The organism is Ensifer sp. ENS06, from assembly GCF_014852205.1.
In the GTDB taxonomy this organism is placed as follows: Bacteria; Pseudomonadota; Alphaproteobacteria; order Rhizobiales; family Rhizobiaceae; genus Ensifer; species Ensifer adhaerens.
On sequence record NZ_JACVBC010000009.1, the window covers coordinates 157,511 to 176,948 of the forward strand.

Consider the following 19,438-nt stretch of genomic DNA (forward strand, 5'->3'; position numbering starts at 1 on the left):
CTGAGGCTAGAGGGCAGGTATCGCCTTGAGCGGTTGATTGGCGCCGACATTGCGCTGCATGGCGGAAAGCGACGACCGTACGGCCTCGTAGCCGTGTTCGCGCATGGCGTTTTCGTAGTCGTTTAAGGCCGCAAGCAGTGGCTTGCCTTGGCGCCTTGCGGCGACGAGTTCGCGTACGAGCAATCCGGAATCGTAGAGGGCGGTGTTGCCGCCAAGCGCGCGGAAATAGGTCATCGCGTGGATCGCGTCGCCGAGTAGCGTCACCGGACCGCTTTGCCATACCGCGCCGGGTGTGGAGCTCTTGACCTTGAGGAAGGCGACCGTCGACGGGTCGCTGTGGCGAATGAGGTCCAGGATGCGCTCATCCCAGTGACGGATACGGTGAAGCAGCGTTTCGATGAGGGCCGCGCCGTTGAGCCGTTCGAGCAGTTCGTCCGGCCCGAGTTCATCCGTATCATAGGCCGTGTTCCACCAGGTGTAGCTGGTGGAGTTGTTGAAGTGGAAGCCAGGGATATCGGCATGGCCGGGATCTTCCCTGCCTATGAAATCGTGACGCGCATAGGCAGACGGATCCACCCGATGGCTGGTGATCATCAGACCACGACCGTCGCGCGGGCGGATGTTGGTATTGAACTCGGTCAGCAGCGGTGAAATGCCCTGTCGTTCCGCTTCATCGATCGTGATCTTGCCGGCCAACCGGCGTACCCCAGTGTCGATGCTCTTGAGGTCAGGCAGGAGTTGGCGACGCACCGCCGATCCCGCCCCGTCGGCCCCGACCAGAAGATTGGCGTGTACGGCCGAGCCGTCGGAAAAATGCGCAAGCACGGTTCCGTCGGCAAGCTGCTCATAGCGCTCGAACCGTTTGCCTGTGTGAAAAAGGCCGTCGAGCCCGGACAGGAGGATCTGGCGTAGCGTGATGCGGCTGACCGATTTCTCGATATGCGTATCTTCGGGTTCGCCTGATCCCTGGCTCGTGTTCTCGAGCCTTTGGAATGTCTCATCGAGAACAAGGTTTTCCGTCGGCGCAAGCCCGAGCGTATCAAGGAAGGCTTGAAAGAGGTGCGCCGGAAGGTTCGCCTGAAGCGCGTCGATGCCCCGTTGCCGGATCCGCATGCGGAAACCCTGCACATAGTCCGACCGGACCTGGTCGCGCTCGAAGACGGCGGTGTCGATGCCATTCTTCTTGAGGCCTTGCGCCAGGGCGAGCCCACCCGGTCCCCCACCGATGATGGCGACGTCGATGAAGGGTATGGTCATGGCTGGTACTCGGGGACCGCGGTTTCGGCGGTCACTTGTTCGAGGATGAAGTCGGCGACGGTACGGGGCGAACGGCCAAGCAGCGTTGGAACGACGTCGGTCGTCGTCGCGGCGCGACCGGCAGCGATCAATCTTACGAATTGCGCAACGGCGCGGTGTTCGAAGTCACCCTCTTTTGGAACCGTCCGGGGCGGCTTCTCGAGGGCAGCAACCGGCCGTTTCAATGCAGCCGTCAGCAGAGCGGCGACCTGCCGGAACGACACCACGTCCGGGCCGGTGAGGTTGAGCGTGCGCCCCCGAATGCGATCGGCCAGAAGTTGGTGCACGGCGACATCGGCGATGTCGCGCGCGTCGATGTAGCCGATGCCGGCGTCGAGGTTGGCTGCGACGACCTGACTGTTCGTGATCGCGTTCCGGATGGTGTTGGCGAGCGAGACCTGCATCCAGGCATTGGGACGAAGCGAAACAGCCTCGGTCGGAAGGCCATTCAAGTGCCGTTCCACGGCAGCGTGCGCTTCACCGGAGATAGAATTCCCTGGCGGCTCGATCGTCCAGTCGGAGCCCGAGATCTTGACGATGCGGGCAACATTTGCGGCGACGGCAGCATCGGCGACGGCGACCTGGTCCGTGACGAGCCTCGTGCTGATGGGGGATAACAGAAGAAGGCGTCCGACGCCTCGAACGGCCGTGTCGAGCGCGGCGCGGTCGCCAAAATCACCTGCGGCAATCTGCAGAGTTTCACCGAACAGGGCACGTGCCGTCTCCGGGCGTCGGGTAAAGACGCGAACCGGTTGTCCGCGTGCGAGAAGTCGTTCGACAACGAGGCGCCCAAGCTTGCCGGTGGCGCCAGTAACGAGGATCGGCCTCTCACTCATGCGGCGGCCCGCTGCAAGGCGGCCTCTAGCGGTCGGCGATCAATCCAACTGAAGACGTCGAAATCGGCCGGAATGAACTGCCAATCGAGAAGGAAGCGCTTGAAGTGGTCGAACGCGGCGATCTGGTTTTCGTCCAACGCCAGACCGAGATGACGGTGGACGTCCGCGCCGTTCGCCGCCCAGACGGCGTCCTCGCCGACGCCCATCTCGTTGGCGATGAACCGAACTGCTGTGTCCGGGTTCGAGGCCGCCCAATCACCAACACTGGCGACGGTCGACACAAGATCGACGACGAGGTCGAAATGCTGGTCAAGAAAGCGGGCGTCGACTGTCAGCGGCCTTGGCGTGCCATTGTTGATGCGGATCTTTGGATCCGGATGGAAACCGAATTCCGCCACCACAACTGCACCGATCTGATTGGCGAGCACGATGCCTTCTGCACCTTTGACGAAGAAAGCGTCGATCTTGCCCGAGGCCAGGGCCAAGAGTTCCTCGCCATAGGGATATCGGCGCTTCAGGCCCAGGAAGGCGGCGTTGCCCCGTTCGATGAGGTTGCCCTCGTTGGTGTCGAGATAGACGAGTTCGACATCACCGTGATCAAGGCCGTCGAGCGAAAGCGCCGAGACGATGCCTTTCAAGGCGGTGGCCCGCTGGAAGTCGACGACGTCGGAACTGGGCTTGCGTGGTACACCGATGCGGCGGCCTTTCAAGTCCTTCGCGACAGCGATCCCGGAACCTGGAAGCGCGATAATCGCCTGGAACTCGTCTGTCGTGGTGATGCCGACAACGCGTGTGGCGCGGCCGCCGGACCGCGCCCAGATCGGCGGAATGTTGCCGCCCTGTCGGAACGAGTAATCGAGCGCATGGGTAAAATGGCTCTGGCGGACCGACGGATCCTTGCTGTCGCGGATCGAGCGGACGGCAACGCCGGCGTTCTCAAACTGTCTGTCGATCCAGCCGAGCTGATGGGCGATCGACAATGGTGTCGGGGCGGGGCAGCGCGTGTACCAGACGGAAGAGAGGGAAGACATCAGGGAACTCCTAGCGGCCGCCGACGACGGCAAGACGAGGTTGCTGGGGAGGTCGAACGGGGACCGGCTCGAGCGCAACCGCAGGTGTTGCGGCATGCCGGCTGAACGCAGCCTTGGCAAGCATCGTCCGGATCAGGTTGTTTTGCGGCGCGTGCGCCTTGCCGGAAAGCGCGTCGCGATGATGGCGTTCCAACGGATTGTCGCGACTGATGCCGGGGTTACCGCCCAGTTCGAGCGCAAGGGTCGTCACGGTGATCGCGTTGGCGATGACCGTGTGTTTGACCGCGGCGGCATCGGCGCCGAAGGGGCGCCCCGCATCGAAATCCTCGGCGATCGAGCGCAGGAGCCGGCGGTTGACCGTCAGCAAGACCTCGATTTCGCCAAGGCCATCCTGGATGCGGGGAACGGTGGAGAGCGGTGCGCCGAGGCTTGCCGGTGCGCGCGAGGTCGTAAATTCGATCAGCCAGTCGCGTGCCCCGCGGGCAGCACCGTCGTAGATCGCGGGGACCAGTGAGAAATACCAGGCGCCCATGCGCTCGTCACGTTTCAGGCCTTCGCTCGCCGGCGCGATGTCGAGAACATCGGCGAGCGGGATCGCGACGTCGTCGAGGATCAGGTCGTCGCTGTTGGTTGCTCGCATGCCCGTTGCGTTCCAGGTTTTTTCGACGCGGATGCCATCGGCCGATGTCGGAACGAGGAATGAGCCCAGCCTCGGCTCCGGCTCGTCAGTAACCGCAAGCACAGACACCCAGCGCAAGAGCGGGATGCCGGTGGCGTAAGTCTTGTGGCCCGTAATGCGCCACTGATCGCCAACGCGGCGGGCAATCGTTTCGGGCAAGGAACCATGCGATGGCGAACCGACGCGCGGCTCCACCTGTGCCGCATTGATGAGCGCGACACCCTCGCGATTGGCCCGGGTTACACGCTCGACAAGGTGGGGCGGCCACTTGCCTGAGGTTCGCACCGAAAAGTGCTGATTGTAGTGCATCGAAAGAACGAGAGCAGTCGATGGCTCTCCACGCGCGATTGCCGAGACGACCGCCAGCGCTTCCGTAAGTCCACCGCCGAGGCCCCCGTGTTCGAGCGCTGTGACCAGGCCAAGCAGCCCCGCCTCGTGCAGCGCGTCGAAATTGGCGAAGGGGAATTCGCCAGTTTCATCATAGTGGCGTGCTGTCAGGGCGAAGCGTTTTCCGAGTTCTTCGGCCGTGGCAATCACCGGTTCGAAACGTGTGGGGTCGGTCATCGGCTTTACTCGTTCAGGCGACAGCGCGGGCGTCGAGTTCCGCCCAGGGGCGCTGGTCGACCCATTGGTCGATGTCGAAGTTGCTCGCGAGGAACCCCCATTCATGCAGGAAGTCCTTGTAGTGTCCGATCGCCGCGACGAGTTCCGGTTCGAGGCCGATGCCGAGATGTTTGTGGAGATCCGGACCGTTAGCCGCAGCCACGACCTCTTCTGAGGCGCCGACTTCGCGGGCAACAAAGCGACGCACCTCGTCGGGGTGCTCTTCGGCCCATGAGCCGGCCTGTTTCAAGGTCGCGATCAGCTTGGCGACGAGATCGGGGCGATCTTCAGCGAGCCTTTCGTCGACGGTCAGCACCCGAGGGGAGCCGGAATTGATGCGGATCTTCGGGTCCGGGTGGAAACCGAATTCCGCGACCGTGTGAGCCGCAAAGAGATTGGCGACGGCAATACCGGGCGTGCCTTTGACATAAATCGCGTCCACCTCACCGCGCAGCAGTGCGGCCGCTTCCGGCCCGTAGGCCTGCCGGTTTCTGAGGCCGTAGAGCTGCGGGCCCTCCCTGCCATCAAGAACGCTTTCGGAAAGCGGGATATCGACGATCTCGACATCGGAGGGCGTGAGCCCTTCGAGAGACAGAGCGGAAACCAGGCCCTTCAGCGCCGTAGCTGCCATGAAGTCGACGATACCGGGTGGTCGGCGCGCAATGCCGAAGCGCCGGCCGACAAGATCGCGCGTCGTTTTGATCCCGGTCTCGGGCAACGTGATGATGGCCTGGAATTCGTCGGTCCAGGTGATGCCGACGAGCCGCGTCGGGTTGCCTTCCGAGCGGGCGCGGATCGGCGGGACGTTGCCGCCATGGCGAAACGAATAATCGAGATGGTGATCGAAGTGGCTGGATCGGACGGAGCGGTCCTTGCTGTCGATGATCGAGTTGAGCGTAATGCCCTCCGTGGCAAACGCCTTGTCGAGCAGGCCGAGCTGGGTGGCGAGCCCCACGGGTGTCGGGACAGGGCAGCGCGTGTACCAGATTTGCGAGATGGCATTTTTTGTCACGAGGTTCTCCGCTGTCTTCGATGGGGTGTGCCGGGAAGCGTTTTTCGTTGGAGTGGCTCTTCCTAGTCGGTCATTGCTATTAGCTGTACTGATTTCGGATTAGATTTCCCAGACTGGCGCCGTTCACGACATATTGTAGGAATGACGTTCCTGCTAATGGTCACTCTCAGGGTGAAATTACTAAAACAGATTTGACAAAGCCTATGTAATTAGTCAACTATAAAAATCATCCGCGGCGACAAGGTCAGGCCGAGGTGAAGGTTCGCTGTTGGCGGACAGCCAAACGGAGAGGCGACATCGATGCCGGTGCTGATCAGAATTGCGCGAACGCTTCGACGAACGCTTCTGCAGGCAGTTCCAACGATCCTTGGAATTGTGATCCTGAACTTTTTCCTTTTGCAGCTGGCTCCCGGCGACGCGGCCGATGTGCTTGCCGGCGAGGCGGGTTCGGCGACCGAAGAAAGCGTTGCGGCACTGAGAGCCCGCTTCGGCCTGGATAGTCCGGTGCTCGAGCAATTGGCCACCTATCTCGGCAACCTCGCGCAATTCAGCCTTGGATTTTCCCCGCGCTACGGCATGCCGGTCGCCGACCTGATTGCGCAGCGCCTGCCCGGAACATTGACGCTGATGGCGGTGGCACTCGTCATCGCGATCGTCCTCGGTGTCATCCTCGGATCGCTGATGGAGACGTTTGCGGGGCGGATCCCCGATCGGCTTTTGTCGATCTTCTCGCTGCTCTTCTATTCGATCCCGAGTTTCTGGATCGGCCTGATGCTGATCGTGCTCTTCTCGGTCAAGCTCGGCTGGTTGCCGACCGGGGGTGCAGGCACGATCGGATCCCAGCTGAAAGGGTTCCCGGCGCTCTTCGACAAGGCCCGCTACATGGTGCTCCCGGCAACGTCGCTCGCGCTTTTCTACGTCGCGATCTATGCGCGGCTGACGCGCGCCGCCATGCTCGAAGTCAAAAACCAGGACTTTGTCCGCACTGCCTATGCCAAGGGGCTGACGCCTTATGGCGTCACCGCGAGGCATATCTTGCGAAACGCGTTGATCCCGATCACGACCATGGCCGGCATGCACATCGGCGGCATGCTCGGCGGCGCCGTGGTGGTGGAAACCGTCTACAGCTGGCCGGGCCTTGGCAGGCTCGCCTTCGAGGCGGTCATGGGCCGGGATTTCACCGTGCTCCTCGGCATCCTGCTTCTGTCCTCACTTCTCGTCATCATTGCCAATGCCACGGTGGACCTTGTCCACGCCTGGCTCGACCCTCGAATTGGAGCGCGCTGATGTCCGCCACCGACTTCGGAGCTTTCCCAGCGGTTACGGGCGGCGCCTATGCCGCTCCTGCCACGAGCGAGCAGGCTACCGCGCCGGAGCGCCCGTCCTGGTCCAACGTAAAGGCGCCCGATGCGCGCTCCCAGCAGAGCACTGCGGTCGCCATTACCAATGGGCGAAGGGCCCTCAAGGTCTTTCTGGCCAACCCCAATGCCCTGTTCGGAACGGCCTTCCTTGCGCTTGTGATCGCCGTCGCGCTGCTGGCTCCAGTGCTTTATCCCGACGACCCGCTGTCGATGGTCGGAAAACCGTTCCTGTGGCCGGGCCAGGATCCGGCTTTCCCGCTCGGCACGGACGCGCTCGGCCGCGACGTGCTCGCTGGCATCCTGCATGGCTCGCGCATTTCCCTGTTCGTGGGGCTGATGGCAACAGCGCTCGGTCTCACCTTCGGCGTGATCGTCGGCGCGATCGCCGGTTACTTCGGCGGCTGGATCGACGATCTCCTGGTGCGGCTGATCGAGATCTTCCAGACCTTGCCGAGCTTCGTGCTGCTCGTCGTTCTGGTCGCGATCGTCCAGCCCTCGGCAACAACGGTGACGCTTGCGATCGCCGTCATTTCCTGGCCGACGGTGGCAAGGCTGACCAGGGCCGAGTTTCGTGCGATCCGAGAGAAGGATTTCGTCATGGCCGCCCGCAGTCTCGGCTTTGGCCATGGACGGATCATCTTCCGCGAGATCCTGCCCAACGCGCTGCCGCCGATTATCGTGACGTCATCGGTCATGGTCGCCACCGCAATCCTGATGGAATCCGCACTTTCCTTCATGGGTCTCGGCGACCCCAATGTCGTGAGCTGGGGCTCGATGATCGGTACCGGTCGCGAACTGGTCCGGACCGCCTGGTACCTGACGGCCCTTCCGGGCCTCGCCATCGTCTTTACGGTGCTTGCGCTCAATCTCATCGGCGACGGGCTGAACGATGCCCTTAACCCCCGTTTCACTGGGGATCGCTGACGATGGCGCCGCTGCTCCAGGTCGAAGACCTCACCATCGGCTTTCCGCGTGCCGAGCCAGTCAGAAATCTCTCGTTCGAGGTGGGGGCGGGGGAGACGCTGGCGATCGTCGGCGAGTCCGGTTCGGGCAAATCGTTGACCGCGCTCGCGCTGATGCAGTTGCTGCCGCGCGCAGCACGGGTGACCAGCGGCCGCATCGTCTTTGACGACCGCGATCTTCTGGGGCTCGATGCGCGTGAGATGCGGCAGCTGCGCGGGCGCGACATCGCCATGATCTTTCAGGAGCCGATGACGAGCCTCAATCCGGTCATGTCGATCGGCCGGCAGATCGGCGAAGTGCTGAAGGTGCACGAGAAGCTTTCAGGTCGAGCGGCGCGGGAACGCGCGATCGAACTTTTGAAGCTCGTGCGTATTCCTGCCGCCGAAAAGCGGGTCGACGATTATCCGCATCAGCTGTCGGGCGGCATGCGCCAGCGGGTGATGATTGCCATGGCGGTTGCGTGCCGGCCAAAGTTGCTGATCGCCGACGAACCGACGACGGCGCTCGACGTGACGATCCAGGCGCAGGTGCTCGACCTGCTCGACACGCTCAGGCGCGAGCTTCAGATGGCTGTGGTGTTGATCACCCACGACCTCGGCGTCGTCGCGCAATGGGCCGACAAGGTCGTCGTCATGTATGCCGGCCGCAAGGTCGAGCAGGCCTTGCCCGGAGATCTCTTCAACGATCCGCTGCATCCCTATACGCGCGGGCTGCTTTCGGCCTCGCCACGGCTAAAGAACGACCTTCACTATCTGAGCGGCCGCTTGACGGAGATCCCCGGGTCGATCGTCTCGGCGGCCGGCGAGGCCGGCTGTCCCTTCAGGCCGCGCTGTCGCCAGGCGCGTGCGAGCTGCGGCCATCAGGTGCCGCCGCTGATTGCTCAGACGCCGGAGAGGCTCGTTGCCTGCCCGTTCACTTCGTCCCTCAAGGCCGTGCCCGATGCCGCTCATCTCAGCCTCTGATCTGAAGACACACTACAAGACGCGCGACGGCCTCTTGCGCTCCGTCGATGGCGTCGATCTCGTGGTCGAGCGCGGTGAAACCGTCGGGCTTGTCGGCGAAAGCGGCTGTGGCAAGTCGACGCTTGGCAAGACGCTTTTGCGCCTGGTCGATCCGACCGAGGGGCGGATCGAATTCAAGGGCGAAGACATCACGAGACTTGACCAGGGTCGGCTCAGGAACGTGCGCAAGTCGATCCAGATGATCTTTCAGGATCCCTTCGCGTCGCTCAATCCGCGCCACACGATCGGTGAAATCCTGGAGGCGCCTCTGATCGTGCACAGGGCCGGCAGCCGAGCGCAGCGGCGTGACACCGTTGCCGGCATCATCTCCAAGGTCGGGCTGCCCGCCGATGCCATCAATCGCTATCCGCACGAATTCTCGGGCGGCCAGCGGCAAAGGATCGGCATTGCCCGCGCGCTGCTGCTCAACCCGGACCTGATCGTTTGCGACGAGCCCGTATCGGCGCTCGACCTGTCGATCCAGGCGCAGATCCTGAACCTTTTGGTGGAGATGAAGAAGGAGTTCGGTCTTTCCTATCTTTTCATCAGCCATGACCTGTCTGTGGTGCGTTATTTCTGCGACCGGGTTTTGGTCATGTATCTCGGCCGGATCGTGGAAAGCGCCGACAATGAGACGCTCTGGTCGGACCCGCGCCATCCCTACACGCGCGCTTTGATGGCTGCGGTTCCCGATCCCTCGCGGCCGCGGCAGGCGGCTCCCCTTGGCGGCGATCTGCCGAGCCCGAGCGACATTCCGTCGGGCTGTCGGTTCCACACCCGCTGCCCGCTGGCGACGGACCTCTGCCGCGTCACCGAACCCGAATTCCGCGCCATCAAACCGGGCCATCAGGTGGCCTGTCATGTCGCGGACCAGATCAACTGAAATGGAGAACTTGAATGGTTGAGTATCGCTATCTTGGGCGCAGCGCCCTCAAAGTGTCGCCGCTGACGCTCGGATCCATGATGTTCGGCAACCAGACGCCTGACGACGTTGCCTTCCGCATCATCGACAAGGCGCGCGAGCAGGGCATCAACTTCATCGACACGGCCGACGTCTACCACGACGGGAAGTCGGAAGAGGTGGTCGGGCGCGGCATCAAGGCCAACCGCGACCATTGGGTGGTGGCAACGAAGTTCGTCAATTCGCGTGCGAAGGGGCCGAACCTCGGGGGCTATTCGCGCAAATGGGTCTATCAGACTGTCGAAAACTCGCTGCGCAATCTCGGCACGGACTACATCGATATCCTCTACTTTCATCGCGCCGTCTTCGATGCGCCGCTCGAAGAGCCGGTGCGGGCGATCGCCGACCTGATCAAGGCCGGCAAGCTGCGCTATTTCGGGGTCTCAAACTTCCGGGGATGGCGCATTGCGGAAGTCGCCCATCTCGCCGACCAGCTCGGCATCGATCGGCCGATCGCAAGCCAGCCACTCTATAACATCGTCAACCGCACCGCCGAGGCCGAGCAGCTGCCGGCGGCTGCAGCCTATGGACTGGGTGCTGTGTCCTACAGCCCGCTCGCCCGCGGCGTTCTGACGGGCAAGTACAATCCCGGCGAAGCGCCAGCTGCCGATACCCGCGCCGGACGCGGCGACAAGCGCATGCATGACGTGGAGTTTCGCGAAGAATCGGTGGCGATCGCCAAGGAGATTGCCGCACACGCGAAGGCCAAGGGAATTGCTGCCGCCGATTTCGCGCTCGCCTGGGTGCTGAACAACCGGCTGATCACCTCGACCATCGCAGGGCCCCGCACGGAAGAGCATTGGGATGGCTATATCCGCGCGCTGGACGTCAAGCTCGATGCGGAAGACGAGGCGCTGGTTGATCGCCTGGTCGCGCCCGGTCATCCGTCGACACCGGGCTTCACGGATCCGGGCCACCCGCTCGAAGGCCGTGAGCCGCGGTCCGGCGCGGGCGAAGCCGAGATCATCCCGCTCGCCCGCTCGCAGCGCGTCGCTTGAGAGGGGCCTGGCTGGGTACCTCCCGACCAGTGCCATCCTGTTGCAAAGAGCCCCGGATCATCGATCCGGGGCTTCGTTTTGCGCGTGACTATTCCGCAGCTACGGCCTGCTGGTGCCTGAGGCCGAGAAGGCGCCGGGCGTTGCCGCCAGCAACGAGACGTGCCTCCTGATCGCTTAGTCCCGCTTGCTCCAAGCTCTGCCGCAACGCGTCCGCATCGAGCGCAGGAAGAATTGGCCAGTCCGTGCCGGCAAGCACGAGGTCTGCGCCGAAAAAGCCTGTCAGCGTGCGTACGATGTCCGGATCATGCCCCATCGTGTCGAAGTAGATATTGGGCCGTCGCCCCGCTTCCCTGGCAGAGCGAGCATAGATGCCGCCGCGTGCCGCCTGGACAATCGCGCCCAGACCGAGCGTTGCAAAGACCAGATGCAGGTCTGGCAGTTCGTCAAGAAGCGGAGACTGGATGACCGACAGGAAGGCGACGCCGTTCATCAATCCACGCCCGAGCGAGTTGCCGAGATTGCCGGCGCCGTCGATCAGAACGCCGGCGTCCGGGTGGGCGACGGGATGCACGAAAACCGGAACCCTGTGGCGCGCCGCAACTTCGAGCGTGGGGCGGACGGCGGGATCGGCGATGAACTTGCTGGCGCGTGAACTGTCAATCACCAGTCCTGAAAGACCGAGCTCGACGATTGCCCGCTCGGCTTCGCGGGCCGCTTCGTCGCCGGCAAAGGCATCGACGACGGCAAATCCGGTGAGGGTAGAATGCTCGCGCGAAAGCGTCGCAAGCCAGTCGTTGGCCTCCCGGACGGCTTCAAGCGGTATGCTTGCCTCCAATCCGAAGAGGCTTTCGATCGTCGCCGTGACCACAGCGAGCGATACGCCGCCTTGTTCAAGTTCGTCGACCAGCGCCTGAGGCGTCGTGATTTTTCGATGTATCTCCGGCGAAAATGCGCCAGCGGGCTTTTCGTATTTGCCTCCGGGACGCCAGGCTGGCGGCCAGAGATGGGCATGGATGTCGACGATATCGAGCGGAGCGGTCATTCGGCGGCAACCTTTCTCGCTTGGCGTTCAGCAATGCCAGCTTTGACCAGCGGCACGACATCACGCCCATAGGTGACGGTATCTTCTGTCGGGTAGAAGCCCCGAACGAGGAAGTTGGAAACGCCCGCGTCGTAATAGTCGAGGATGGCGTCGGCGACCTGTTCGGGTGTCCCGACAAGAGCTGTCGAATTTCCGCCGGCGCCACTCGCTTCTGCGACTTCGGTCCAGAGCCGCTTGTCCAGCACCTTGCCGCGGCTGGCGGCCTGCCGCAGGCGAACAGAACCGACGTTAGATGGCAGCTTCTCGCCGTTGCCGCCGGCCGAGCGCGCGACCTGTGACTTGACCTTCTCGAGGATATCGGCCGCCTTTGCCCAGGCGGCGTCTTCGGTCTCAGCCACGACGGTGCGAAAGGCGAGGGTGAAGCGGATATCGTCTGCCGCGCGACCATTGGCAATCGCCGCTGTGCGTACCTTGCCGATGGTTTCCCGTGCGCCGTCGAGCGGTTCGCCCCAGAGCGCATAAATATCGGCGTGCTTACCGGCAACGGCGATCGCCGCATCGGACGAACCGCCGAAGGAAATCGGGATACGGGGCTTCTGGAACGGCTTTACCTGGCTATAGGCGCCCTTGAACCTGTAGAAGCGCCCCTCGTGATCGAAGGGCTGATCGCTCTCCCAGACTTTCCTCAGCACCTGCAGATACTCGTCGGTGCGGGCATAGCGGGTGTCGTGATCCTCGAAGTCGCCGTCGCGAGCCTGGTCCGTGTCGGATCCGCCGGTGATGATATGCACCCACAAGCGGCCCTCGGAGAACTGATCGAGGGTGGCAAGCTGGCGCGCGCCGAGTGTCGGGGCCATCAGGCCGGGCCGGTGGGCAAGCAGCGCCCCGATCCGGTCGGTCTGGCTGAAGACATAGGCGGCGATCTGGTTGTTGTCGGGCCATTGCGCGAACTGGCCGATCAGCAGACGATCGATGCCGGCGGCCTCCGCGGCCTGCACGTGATTGCGAATATAGGTCTTGTCGATGACCGGACCGGAGGCCGGCACGATGTCGGACCCTTCCCTGTTGGACGTATGGCCGATGAATTCGGGACGCATGGAGAACTCCTTCAGAATGCTGGGCGCGCAGATCGCAATAATCTATTTATCATATGTATTTTGTCGATTGCTTTTTGCCCACCGATCTTGGGATGGATTGTCGTGCGATGGGCCCTTCGGGAACTTTTCCTCCACCAAGGCGGCTTTTACAGACACTCATCCTGTGTGCGTGCACATCGCCGGTCCGGCAAAGGCTTCGGCCTGAGTAGCTTTTTTCAGAAAAGCCCTGGACTTTAGAATTACACTATCTCGATAAATATAGTAGATTTTATAAAGTCTGGCTAACACCCTGACAGGGGTGCTGGAGAAATCGGCGTTGCCTGTGCTTCGCCTGCTAGGGGATACTCAGATGACAGCAAGACACAACGGGACTTTCAAGCCGACGCGGCGCGCGTTCCTCCTTTCCTCCGTTGCGCTGGCGAGCGCGATTGCCGTTCCAATGCTGCCGGTGCCCTCGCTCGCGGCAGACGAGCCGCCGCGCGGCGGCAGCGTATCGATCAACATCGGCACCGAACCGCCAGTTCTCGTCCTTATCGCCCATAGCGCCGGCGCTGCCTACTACATCAGCGGCAAGGCGACCGAGAGCCTGCTCACCTATGACAAGGACTTCAATCCTCAGCCGCTGCTCGCCACCGAGTGGACGGTCAGCGAAGACGGCCTGCGCTACTGGTTCAAGCTGCGCCAGGGTGTCCGTTGGCACGACGGCAAGGATTTCACGGCCGAAGACGTCGCCTTTTCGATCCTGGCGCTTAAGGAAAACCACCCACGTGGTCGGGCGACCTTTGCCCATGTGAAGGAGGCCAATATTCTCAATTCGCATGAGGTCGAATTGATCCTTGCCAAGCCGGCTCCTTACCTTTTGACCGCCTTTGCAAGCTTCGAGGCGCCAATCGTCCCGAAGCACCTCTATGAAGGCACAAAGATTGCGGAAAACCCGCACAACGTCGCGCCTGTCGGCACCGGCCCCTACAAGTTCGTCGAATGGGTGCGCGGAAGCCATGCGCTTTTCGTGCGCAACGAGGACTATTGGGGTTCGCCCAAACCCTACCTTGATCAGATCATCTTCCGCTTCATCATCGATCCGGCGGCAGCCGTCGCTGCGATCGAGACCGGCGAGGTGCAGGTCTCGACGGCCAACCTGCCGCTCACCGACATCGACCGGCTGAAGGCCAACCCGAACCTCGTCGTCGATACCGATCCGGCACCCTATTCGCCGAGCATCGCCCGCGCCGAGTTCAATCTCGAAAACAAGTATCTTGCCGACATCAAGGTGCGCCATGCGATCGCGCACGCGGTCGACAAGGACTTCATCGTCAATACCGTCTACCTCGGCTATGCAACGCGGCTCGACGGGCCTGTCAGCCCGGATCTCGCGAAGTTCTACACTCCGGACCTTCCCAAATACGAGTTCGACCCGGCCAAGGCCGAAAAGCTCCTCGACGAGGCAGGTTATGCGCGGGGCGCCGACGGTTTCCGCTTCAAGCTGTTCATCGATCCGACCCAGCCTTCCGGTCCTCCCAAGCAGACCGCGGAATACATCGCCCAGGCCCTTGCCAAAGTGGGCATCAAGGTAGAGCTGCGAACCCAGGACTTTGCGACTTTCGTCAAGCGCGTCTTCACCGATCGCGACTTCGATATCGCCATTGAAGGCATGAGTAACCTCTACGACCCGACCGTCGGTGTTCAGCGGCTCTACTGGTCGAAGAACTTCAAGCCGGGCGTGCCCTTCACCAACGGCTCCAAGTATTCGAACCCGGACGTCGATCGACTGCTCGAAACGGCCGCCGTCGAGATCGATCCGAAGAAGCGCCTGCAGCTCTTCAACGAGTTCCAGAAACTGGTGGTTCAGGATCTGCCGACGCTCGACATCGTCACCCCGGCTGTCATCACCGTCTACGACAAGCGGGTAAAGAACCTGAAGCTCGGCGTCGAGCATCTCTGGAGCAATGGGGCAGGCATCTATCTCGACGGGCAATCGTAAATGATCTCGACGACGTAGTCGTCGAAGGCGCGAGTGCAGCCGGAGCGGACCCTGGCTGCACTCTCTTTTTCTTCAGTGTCGGAGTTGACGTGTGACGATAACCAAGGTGCTGACTGTTTCCCGCCCAACACGCGCGCAGCTTCTCGCGCGCATTCCCGGCTTCGTGGCCGAAGTCGCCAAGGGCGCGTCCGAACGAGACCTGTCGCGTCAACTTCCCTTCGAAGCCTTCAAGCTTTTCCGCGAGCTGGAACTTGGAACCCTGCGCATCCCGGCGGCGCTCGGCGGGCCGGGCGGTTCTGTTGCCGATTACATCGAGATGATCGCGGCGATCGGTGCTGCCGATTCCAACGTCGCCCACGCGCTCCGGTCCCATTTCAACTATGTCGAAAACGTTATCCTCAGCGAGCCTCGTGAGCGGGATGCCGGTGCAGTCGAGCTTATTCTGGGCGGCAAGCTTTTTGGCGGCGCCCATACCGAGCAAGGCACGGCTCGCCCCGGCCAGGTGACGACGACGATCGCCAGAAAGGGCGACACCTACAGGCTCAACGGCCGCAAATGGTATGCCACGGGAACAGCCTTTGCCGACTTCGCTTCGTTCAGCGCGCTGGACGAGGAGGGGCAGGCCGTTGGTGTTCTCCTGCCGGTCGACCGGCAGGGCATTACCATTCTTGACGATTGGGATGGCATGGGGCAGCGCCTGACCGCCAGCGGCGGCGTCATCCTCGACAATGTCGAGGTGTTTCCGCACGAATTGGCCCGGCGCGCCCTCGACAATCTCGTCGGTCGCCACTGCTCGACGCTGCGCCAGTTGCATCTGGCGGCAAGTGCTGCCGGCGCGGTGCGCAACGTCCTTTCGGACGGCCTTGCCTATGTTCGCAGCCAAGCGCGATCTGCCGCCCACAGCAGCGCCGAAACGGCCAATCAGGATCCGTTCGTGCAGCAGGTGATCGGCGAAATCGCCGCCAATTCCTTCGCGATCGACACGGCGGTTGCCGCCGCCGCGGTTGCGCTCGACCGGACGGTAGCCGCCTTGGGCAGCAGCAACGATGCCGAGATCGAGGACGCCTTGATCGAGAGCGCGCTGACGACAGCGCGAGCGCAGCTTGTTCTTGGCCAGCTCGGATTGCGAAGCGCTGAGCGCATGTTCGAGCTCGGCGGTGGCTCGGCGACTTCGCGCGGCAACAACTTCGATCGGCACTGGCGCAACATCCGCACCGTTCTCAACCACAACCCGCTCCTGCATAAGTCGCGTGTGCTGGGCGACTACCTGCTGAACGGCACGACCACGCATCTGAGAGAAGGAAGGGTGTTTTGACTGCACACACCTGTCTGGCAGCGCCTGCGGTCTGGTCGGCTTGCTGACGGTCGCTTCGGCGCTCAACTGAGCCGATGGTTGGAAGCTCTATCGTCGCAAAGTCCCAGGCGTGAGGAGAAAAAACTACGCGCGGCGGTAAGCTTGGAAAGGGCGCTCTAGAATGAAGGTGAAATCTATCGATTATATGTGCTAATATACACCTTTCGCACAGGAGAACGTCATGATGATTTCCAGACGCCTTTTCTCGATAGCGCTTGCGGCCCTGTTTACGGTGCCGCTTCTTGAGGTCGCTCCCGCAGCAGCCTCCGACAAAGTGATCCGCATTGGCTACCAGAAATACGGCACGCTTGTGCTGCTCAAGGGAAAGGGTCTTCTGGAGAAGAAGCTGGAGAAGATCGGCTACACGGTCACATGGGCAGAATTCCCGGCGGGCCCGCAACTTCTCGAAGCCTTGAATGTCGGCGCAGTCGATTTCGGTACGACGGGAGAAACGCCGCCGATCTTCGCGCAGGCGGCCGGCGCGCCGCTGGTCTATATCGCCCATGAACCGCCGGCGCCGCGCGGCGAGGCGATCCTCGTGCCGAAGGGTAGCCCCATCCAGAAGGTTTCGGATCTCAAGGGTAAGACCGTCGCCCTTAACAAGGGTTCGAACGTGCACTTCCTCCTGGTGAAGGCGCTGGAGGAGGCTGGTCTCAACTATAGCGACATCAAGACCTCCTTCCTTCCGCCCGCCGACGCCCGCGCTGCCTTTGAACAGGGCGCCGTCGATGCCTGGGTGATCTGGGACCCGTTCCAGGCTGCAGCCGAGCTCGCGATCGAGGCACGCGAACTTCGAAACGGCGAAGGGATCGTACCCAACCACCAGTTCTACCTGGGCGCAAAGCCATTCGTGGACGGCCATCCCGAGGCCGTCGATACGGTGATCGAGGCCGTTGCAGAGATCGACGAATGGGCGAAGGCCAATCCGGCCGCCGCGGCCGCCGAACTTTCGCCTTCCGTTGGCATTCCCGCGGACGTGCTGGCCGTCGCGCTGCAGCGACAATCGTACGGCGTGAAGGCTCTTGATGAGGGCATCGTCAAACAGCAACAGACGATCGCCGATACCTTCTTCGAACTCGGCCTGATCCCGAACAAGATCTCGATCGCGGACGTCGTGCGCAAAGGCGGTGCCTGATGGTGGACGTGTCGGTAGCCGGTATTGCTACCGGCGAAGCCCGCAGGCCCAATCTGAAGAACCTGTGGAGCGGGCTGGCTCCATGGGCTCTTCCGCTTGCGCTTCTCGTCGTTTGGGAAATTGCGGCGCGCACGGGTCTCGTCACCGCCCGCCTCATGCCGGCGCCGACGACGATTGCTGCGGCCTTCTGGCGGTCGTTGCTTGATGGCTCGCTTCTTTTCCATACGCTCGCCTCCACCCGTCGGGCCTTCATAGGCCTTGCGATCGGCGGCGGGCTCGGCTTCGTCGCCGGCGTCGTTACCGGTCTGTGGAAACCGGCCGAAATCCTCCTCGACAGCACCGTCCAGATGGTGCGCAACATCCCGCATCTTGCCTTGATCCCGCTCGTGATCCTCTGGTTCGGTATCGATGAAACCGCCAAGATCTTTCTGGTTTCGATCGGCGTCTTTTTCCCGATCTACATCAACACCTTCTATGGCGTGCGAACCATCGACCCTCAGATCGTTGAAATGGCGTCCGTCTACGGGCTCGACCGCAGGGCGCTGATCCGCCGCATCATTCTTCCCGGCGCGCTGCCCTCCATCCTGGTCGGCCTGCGCTATGCTCTCGGTTTCATGTGGCTGACGCTGATCGTCGCTGAAACGATTTCATCGACGAACGGCATTGGATACATGACGATGAACGCGCGGGAGTTCCTGCAGACCGACGTCGTCCTGCTCGGCATTATCGTCTATGCGCTTCTCGGAAAATTCGCTGATGTTGTGACCCGTTCGATTGAGAAGCGCGTTCTCGTATGGCATCCGGCCTATCAGTTGAAGCAGGGGGGCCGACAATGAGTGCCCTGCAGGCCCATGTGAGGGATAGTGACGGCGGTCTCCCGATTTCGCTGTCGCGGGTCGAAAAGTCTTTCGGCCAGCTCAACGTCCTCGACAGTTTCAACCTGGAAGTTCCCGCGGGCCAGTTTCTTGCCGTCGTCGGAAGGTCGGGTGGCGGCAAATCAACCTTGTTGCGGCTGATCGCCGGTCTTGATGCGGCAACAGCGGGCCGCGTCAGTATCGCCGGGCAAAAGGTTGACCGCACCCTTGCGTCCGTGCGCCTGCTTTTCCAGGAGGCGCGCCTTGTTCCCTGGCAGCGGGTTATCGAGAACGTCGGCATCGCCCGCGGCCAGAACTGGCAGGAAACTGCCCGTCGAGCGCTCGCGGACGTGGGGTTGGGGGGACGTGAAAACGATTGGCCGAGTGTACTTTCCGGCGGCCAGCGTCAGCGCGTGGCTCTCGCCCGCGCCCTCGTCAGTGCGCCGCAGATCCTGTTGCTCGATGAACCTTTCGGCGCGCTCGATGCGCTCACGCGCATTGAAATGCATCGCCTGCTCGAGGGGATCTGGACGGGTCGAGGTTTTACCACCGTGCTGATCACCCACGACGTCGCAGAGGCGGTGGCGCTGGCCGACCGTGTGGTGGTGCTGCGGGAAGGGGCAATCGCGCTCGATATCGACATCGATCTCGAGCGTCCGCGGCGGGAGCTGGCTGACCCCCGTGCGGTCGATTTGCAGCGTCAGATACTTGAGGCCGTGTAGCGTTCGATTTGACTGCCGGCGAGCGTTGGGGTTTGCGGCCACGATCGTGGGCGCCGGGTGCGGACGTGCGCTTCGTCGCCCGGCCTTACGGGCGTTGGCGCGCGTTCGTGGTTATCTCGTTCGGCTGCGACAGGATCCCTATCGAAATGCCAAGGCAATTTATTGCGTGTGCGGGGCCCCCACCTTCCTAAAATGGTCGAACCATCAAGGAGCGCCCATGATCGCTATCAGTCTCAAGGTCAATGCTGCACGCAGCAGTCTCGCTGTCACGTGGGACGATGGGGCGGTTTCTCATATCCCGGCGACCGTGTTGCGGGCGCGCAGCCGCGCTGCCAGCCAGGTGCGCGCGGATATCGAAGGGCGCGCTGGTTCCTATGATGCCGTCACCCTCAGCGGTGCAGAGCCAATCGGCACCTACGCGATCCGGCTGGTTTTTTCCGACGGCCATGATCGCGGCATCTACCCCTGGCCCTACCTGCGCGCGATCGCCGACTCTACGTTTTGAGGAAGAA

General features: G+C 62.4%; 18 protein-coding genes. 11 read left to right on the forward strand and 7 right to left on the reverse strand.

Going from position 1 to position 19,438, the window contains the following annotated elements; all coding sequences use genetic code 11:
* Positions 1–6 precede the first annotated feature (6 nt).
* Genes IB279_RS26295 through IB279_RS26315 form a run of 5 tightly spaced genes read right to left on the reverse strand, consistent with a single transcriptional unit; the run spans position 7 to position 5,457 of the window.
* Positions 7–1,257, reverse strand: a complete 1,251-nt coding sequence (locus tag IB279_RS26295) for an NAD(P)/FAD-dependent oxidoreductase (protein WP_192339979.1) — start codon at positions 1,255–1,257, stop codon at positions 7–9.
* On the reverse strand, positions 1,254–2,132 hold the full coding sequence (locus IB279_RS26300; protein ID WP_034791569.1) for an NAD(P)H-binding protein: 879 nt from the start codon (positions 2,130–2,132) through the stop codon (positions 1,254–1,256). The genes IB279_RS26295 and IB279_RS26300 overlap by 4 nt, the downstream gene beginning before the upstream one ends.
* Positions 2,129–3,163, reverse strand: a complete 1,035-nt coding sequence (locus IB279_RS26305; protein ID WP_192339981.1) for an ABC transporter substrate-binding protein — start codon at positions 3,161–3,163, stop codon at positions 2,129–2,131. Before IB279_RS26305 ends, IB279_RS26300 begins: the two co-directional genes overlap by 4 nt.
* 10 nt (positions 3,164–3,173) lie before the next feature.
* Entirely contained in the window at positions 3,174–4,406 is a 1,233-nt protein-coding gene (locus tag IB279_RS26310) for an acyl-CoA dehydrogenase family protein (protein WP_113188435.1), read from the reverse strand.
* A 13-nt stretch (positions 4,407–4,419) separates the two neighbouring features.
* Positions 4,420–5,457, reverse strand: a complete 1,038-nt coding sequence (locus tag IB279_RS26315; protein ID WP_089045361.1) for an ABC transporter substrate-binding protein — start codon at positions 5,455–5,457, stop codon at positions 4,420–4,422.
* A gap of 300 nt (positions 5,458–5,757) precedes the next feature.
* Between IB279_RS26315 and IB279_RS26320 the strand changes: the two genes are divergently transcribed.
* Genes IB279_RS26320 through IB279_RS26340 form a run of 5 tightly spaced genes read left to right on the forward strand, consistent with a single transcriptional unit; the run spans position 5,758 to position 10,741 of the window.
* On the forward strand, positions 5,758–6,744 hold the full coding sequence (locus IB279_RS26320; protein WP_192339983.1) for an ABC transporter permease: 987 nt from the start codon (positions 5,758–5,760) through the stop codon (positions 6,742–6,744).
* Positions 6,744–7,742 carry an ABC transporter permease gene (locus IB279_RS26325; RefSeq protein WP_089045360.1) on the forward strand — a complete coding sequence of 333 codons (999 nt, stop codon included), beginning with the start codon at positions 6,744–6,746 and terminating at the stop codon, positions 7,740–7,742. Before IB279_RS26320 ends, IB279_RS26325 begins: the two co-directional genes overlap by 1 nt.
* Before the next feature lie 2 nt (positions 7,743–7,744).
* Positions 7,745–8,743 (forward strand): ABC transporter ATP-binding protein, encoded by a 999-nt coding sequence (locus IB279_RS26330; RefSeq protein WP_060521254.1) that lies wholly within the window; start codon positions 7,745–7,747, stop codon positions 8,741–8,743.
* Entirely contained in the window at positions 8,721–9,665 is a 945-nt protein-coding gene (locus IB279_RS26335) for an ABC transporter ATP-binding protein (RefSeq protein WP_034791583.1), read from the forward strand. The genes IB279_RS26330 and IB279_RS26335 overlap by 23 nt, the downstream gene beginning before the upstream one ends.
* Before the next feature lie 14 nt (positions 9,666–9,679).
* Positions 9,680–10,741, forward strand: a complete 1,062-nt coding sequence (locus IB279_RS26340; RefSeq protein ID WP_034791585.1) for an aldo/keto reductase — start codon at positions 9,680–9,682, stop codon at positions 10,739–10,741.
* Positions 10,742–10,829: 88 nt separating this feature from the next.
* On the opposite strand, the gene IB279_RS26345 is transcribed toward IB279_RS26340, so the two are convergent.
* Positions 10,830–11,783, reverse strand: a complete 954-nt coding sequence (locus tag IB279_RS26345; RefSeq protein ID WP_246802123.1) for an amidohydrolase family protein — start codon at positions 11,781–11,783, stop codon at positions 10,830–10,832.
* Positions 11,780–12,880 carry an LLM class flavin-dependent oxidoreductase gene (locus IB279_RS26350; protein ID WP_034791588.1) on the reverse strand — a complete coding sequence of 367 codons (1,101 nt, stop codon included), beginning with the start codon at positions 12,878–12,880 and terminating at the stop codon, positions 11,780–11,782. The genes IB279_RS26345 and IB279_RS26350 overlap by 4 nt, the downstream gene beginning before the upstream one ends.
* 349 nt (positions 12,881–13,229) lie before the next feature.
* On the opposite strand from IB279_RS26350, the gene IB279_RS26355 reads away from it, so the two are divergent.
* The 6 genes from IB279_RS26355 (at position 13,230) to IB279_RS26380 (ending at position 19,431) form a co-directional block, all read left to right on the forward strand.
* Positions 13,230–14,861: an ABC transporter substrate-binding protein gene (locus IB279_RS26355; protein ID WP_034791602.1), complete on the forward strand. Its 1,632-nt coding sequence runs from the start codon at positions 13,230–13,232 to the stop codon at positions 14,859–14,861.
* 91 nt (positions 14,862–14,952) lie between these two features.
* Complete coding sequence (locus tag IB279_RS26360; RefSeq protein WP_113135867.1) at positions 14,953–16,176, forward strand: acyl-CoA dehydrogenase family protein; 1,224 nt, start codon at positions 14,953–14,955, stop codon at positions 16,174–16,176.
* Between the two features lie 220 nt (positions 16,177–16,396).
* Positions 16,397–17,350 (forward strand): sulfonate ABC transporter substrate-binding protein, encoded by a 954-nt coding sequence (locus tag IB279_RS26365; RefSeq protein ID WP_060521249.1) that lies wholly within the window; start codon positions 16,397–16,399, stop codon positions 17,348–17,350.
* Complete coding sequence (locus tag IB279_RS26370; protein ID WP_192339985.1) at positions 17,350–18,186, forward strand: ABC transporter permease subunit; 837 nt, start codon at positions 17,350–17,352, stop codon at positions 18,184–18,186. The genes IB279_RS26365 and IB279_RS26370 overlap by 1 nt, the downstream gene beginning before the upstream one ends.
* A complete protein-coding gene (locus IB279_RS26375; protein ID WP_060521248.1) occupies positions 18,183–18,926 on the forward strand; it encodes an ABC transporter ATP-binding protein in 744 nt (247 codons plus the stop codon). Before IB279_RS26370 ends, IB279_RS26375 begins: the two co-directional genes overlap by 4 nt.
* A gap of 217 nt (positions 18,927–19,143) precedes the next feature.
* Positions 19,144–19,431: a DUF971 domain-containing protein gene (locus IB279_RS26380; RefSeq protein WP_034791608.1), complete on the forward strand. Its 288-nt coding sequence runs from the start codon at positions 19,144–19,146 to the stop codon at positions 19,429–19,431.
* The last annotated feature ends 7 nt before the right edge of the window (positions 19,432–19,438 follow it).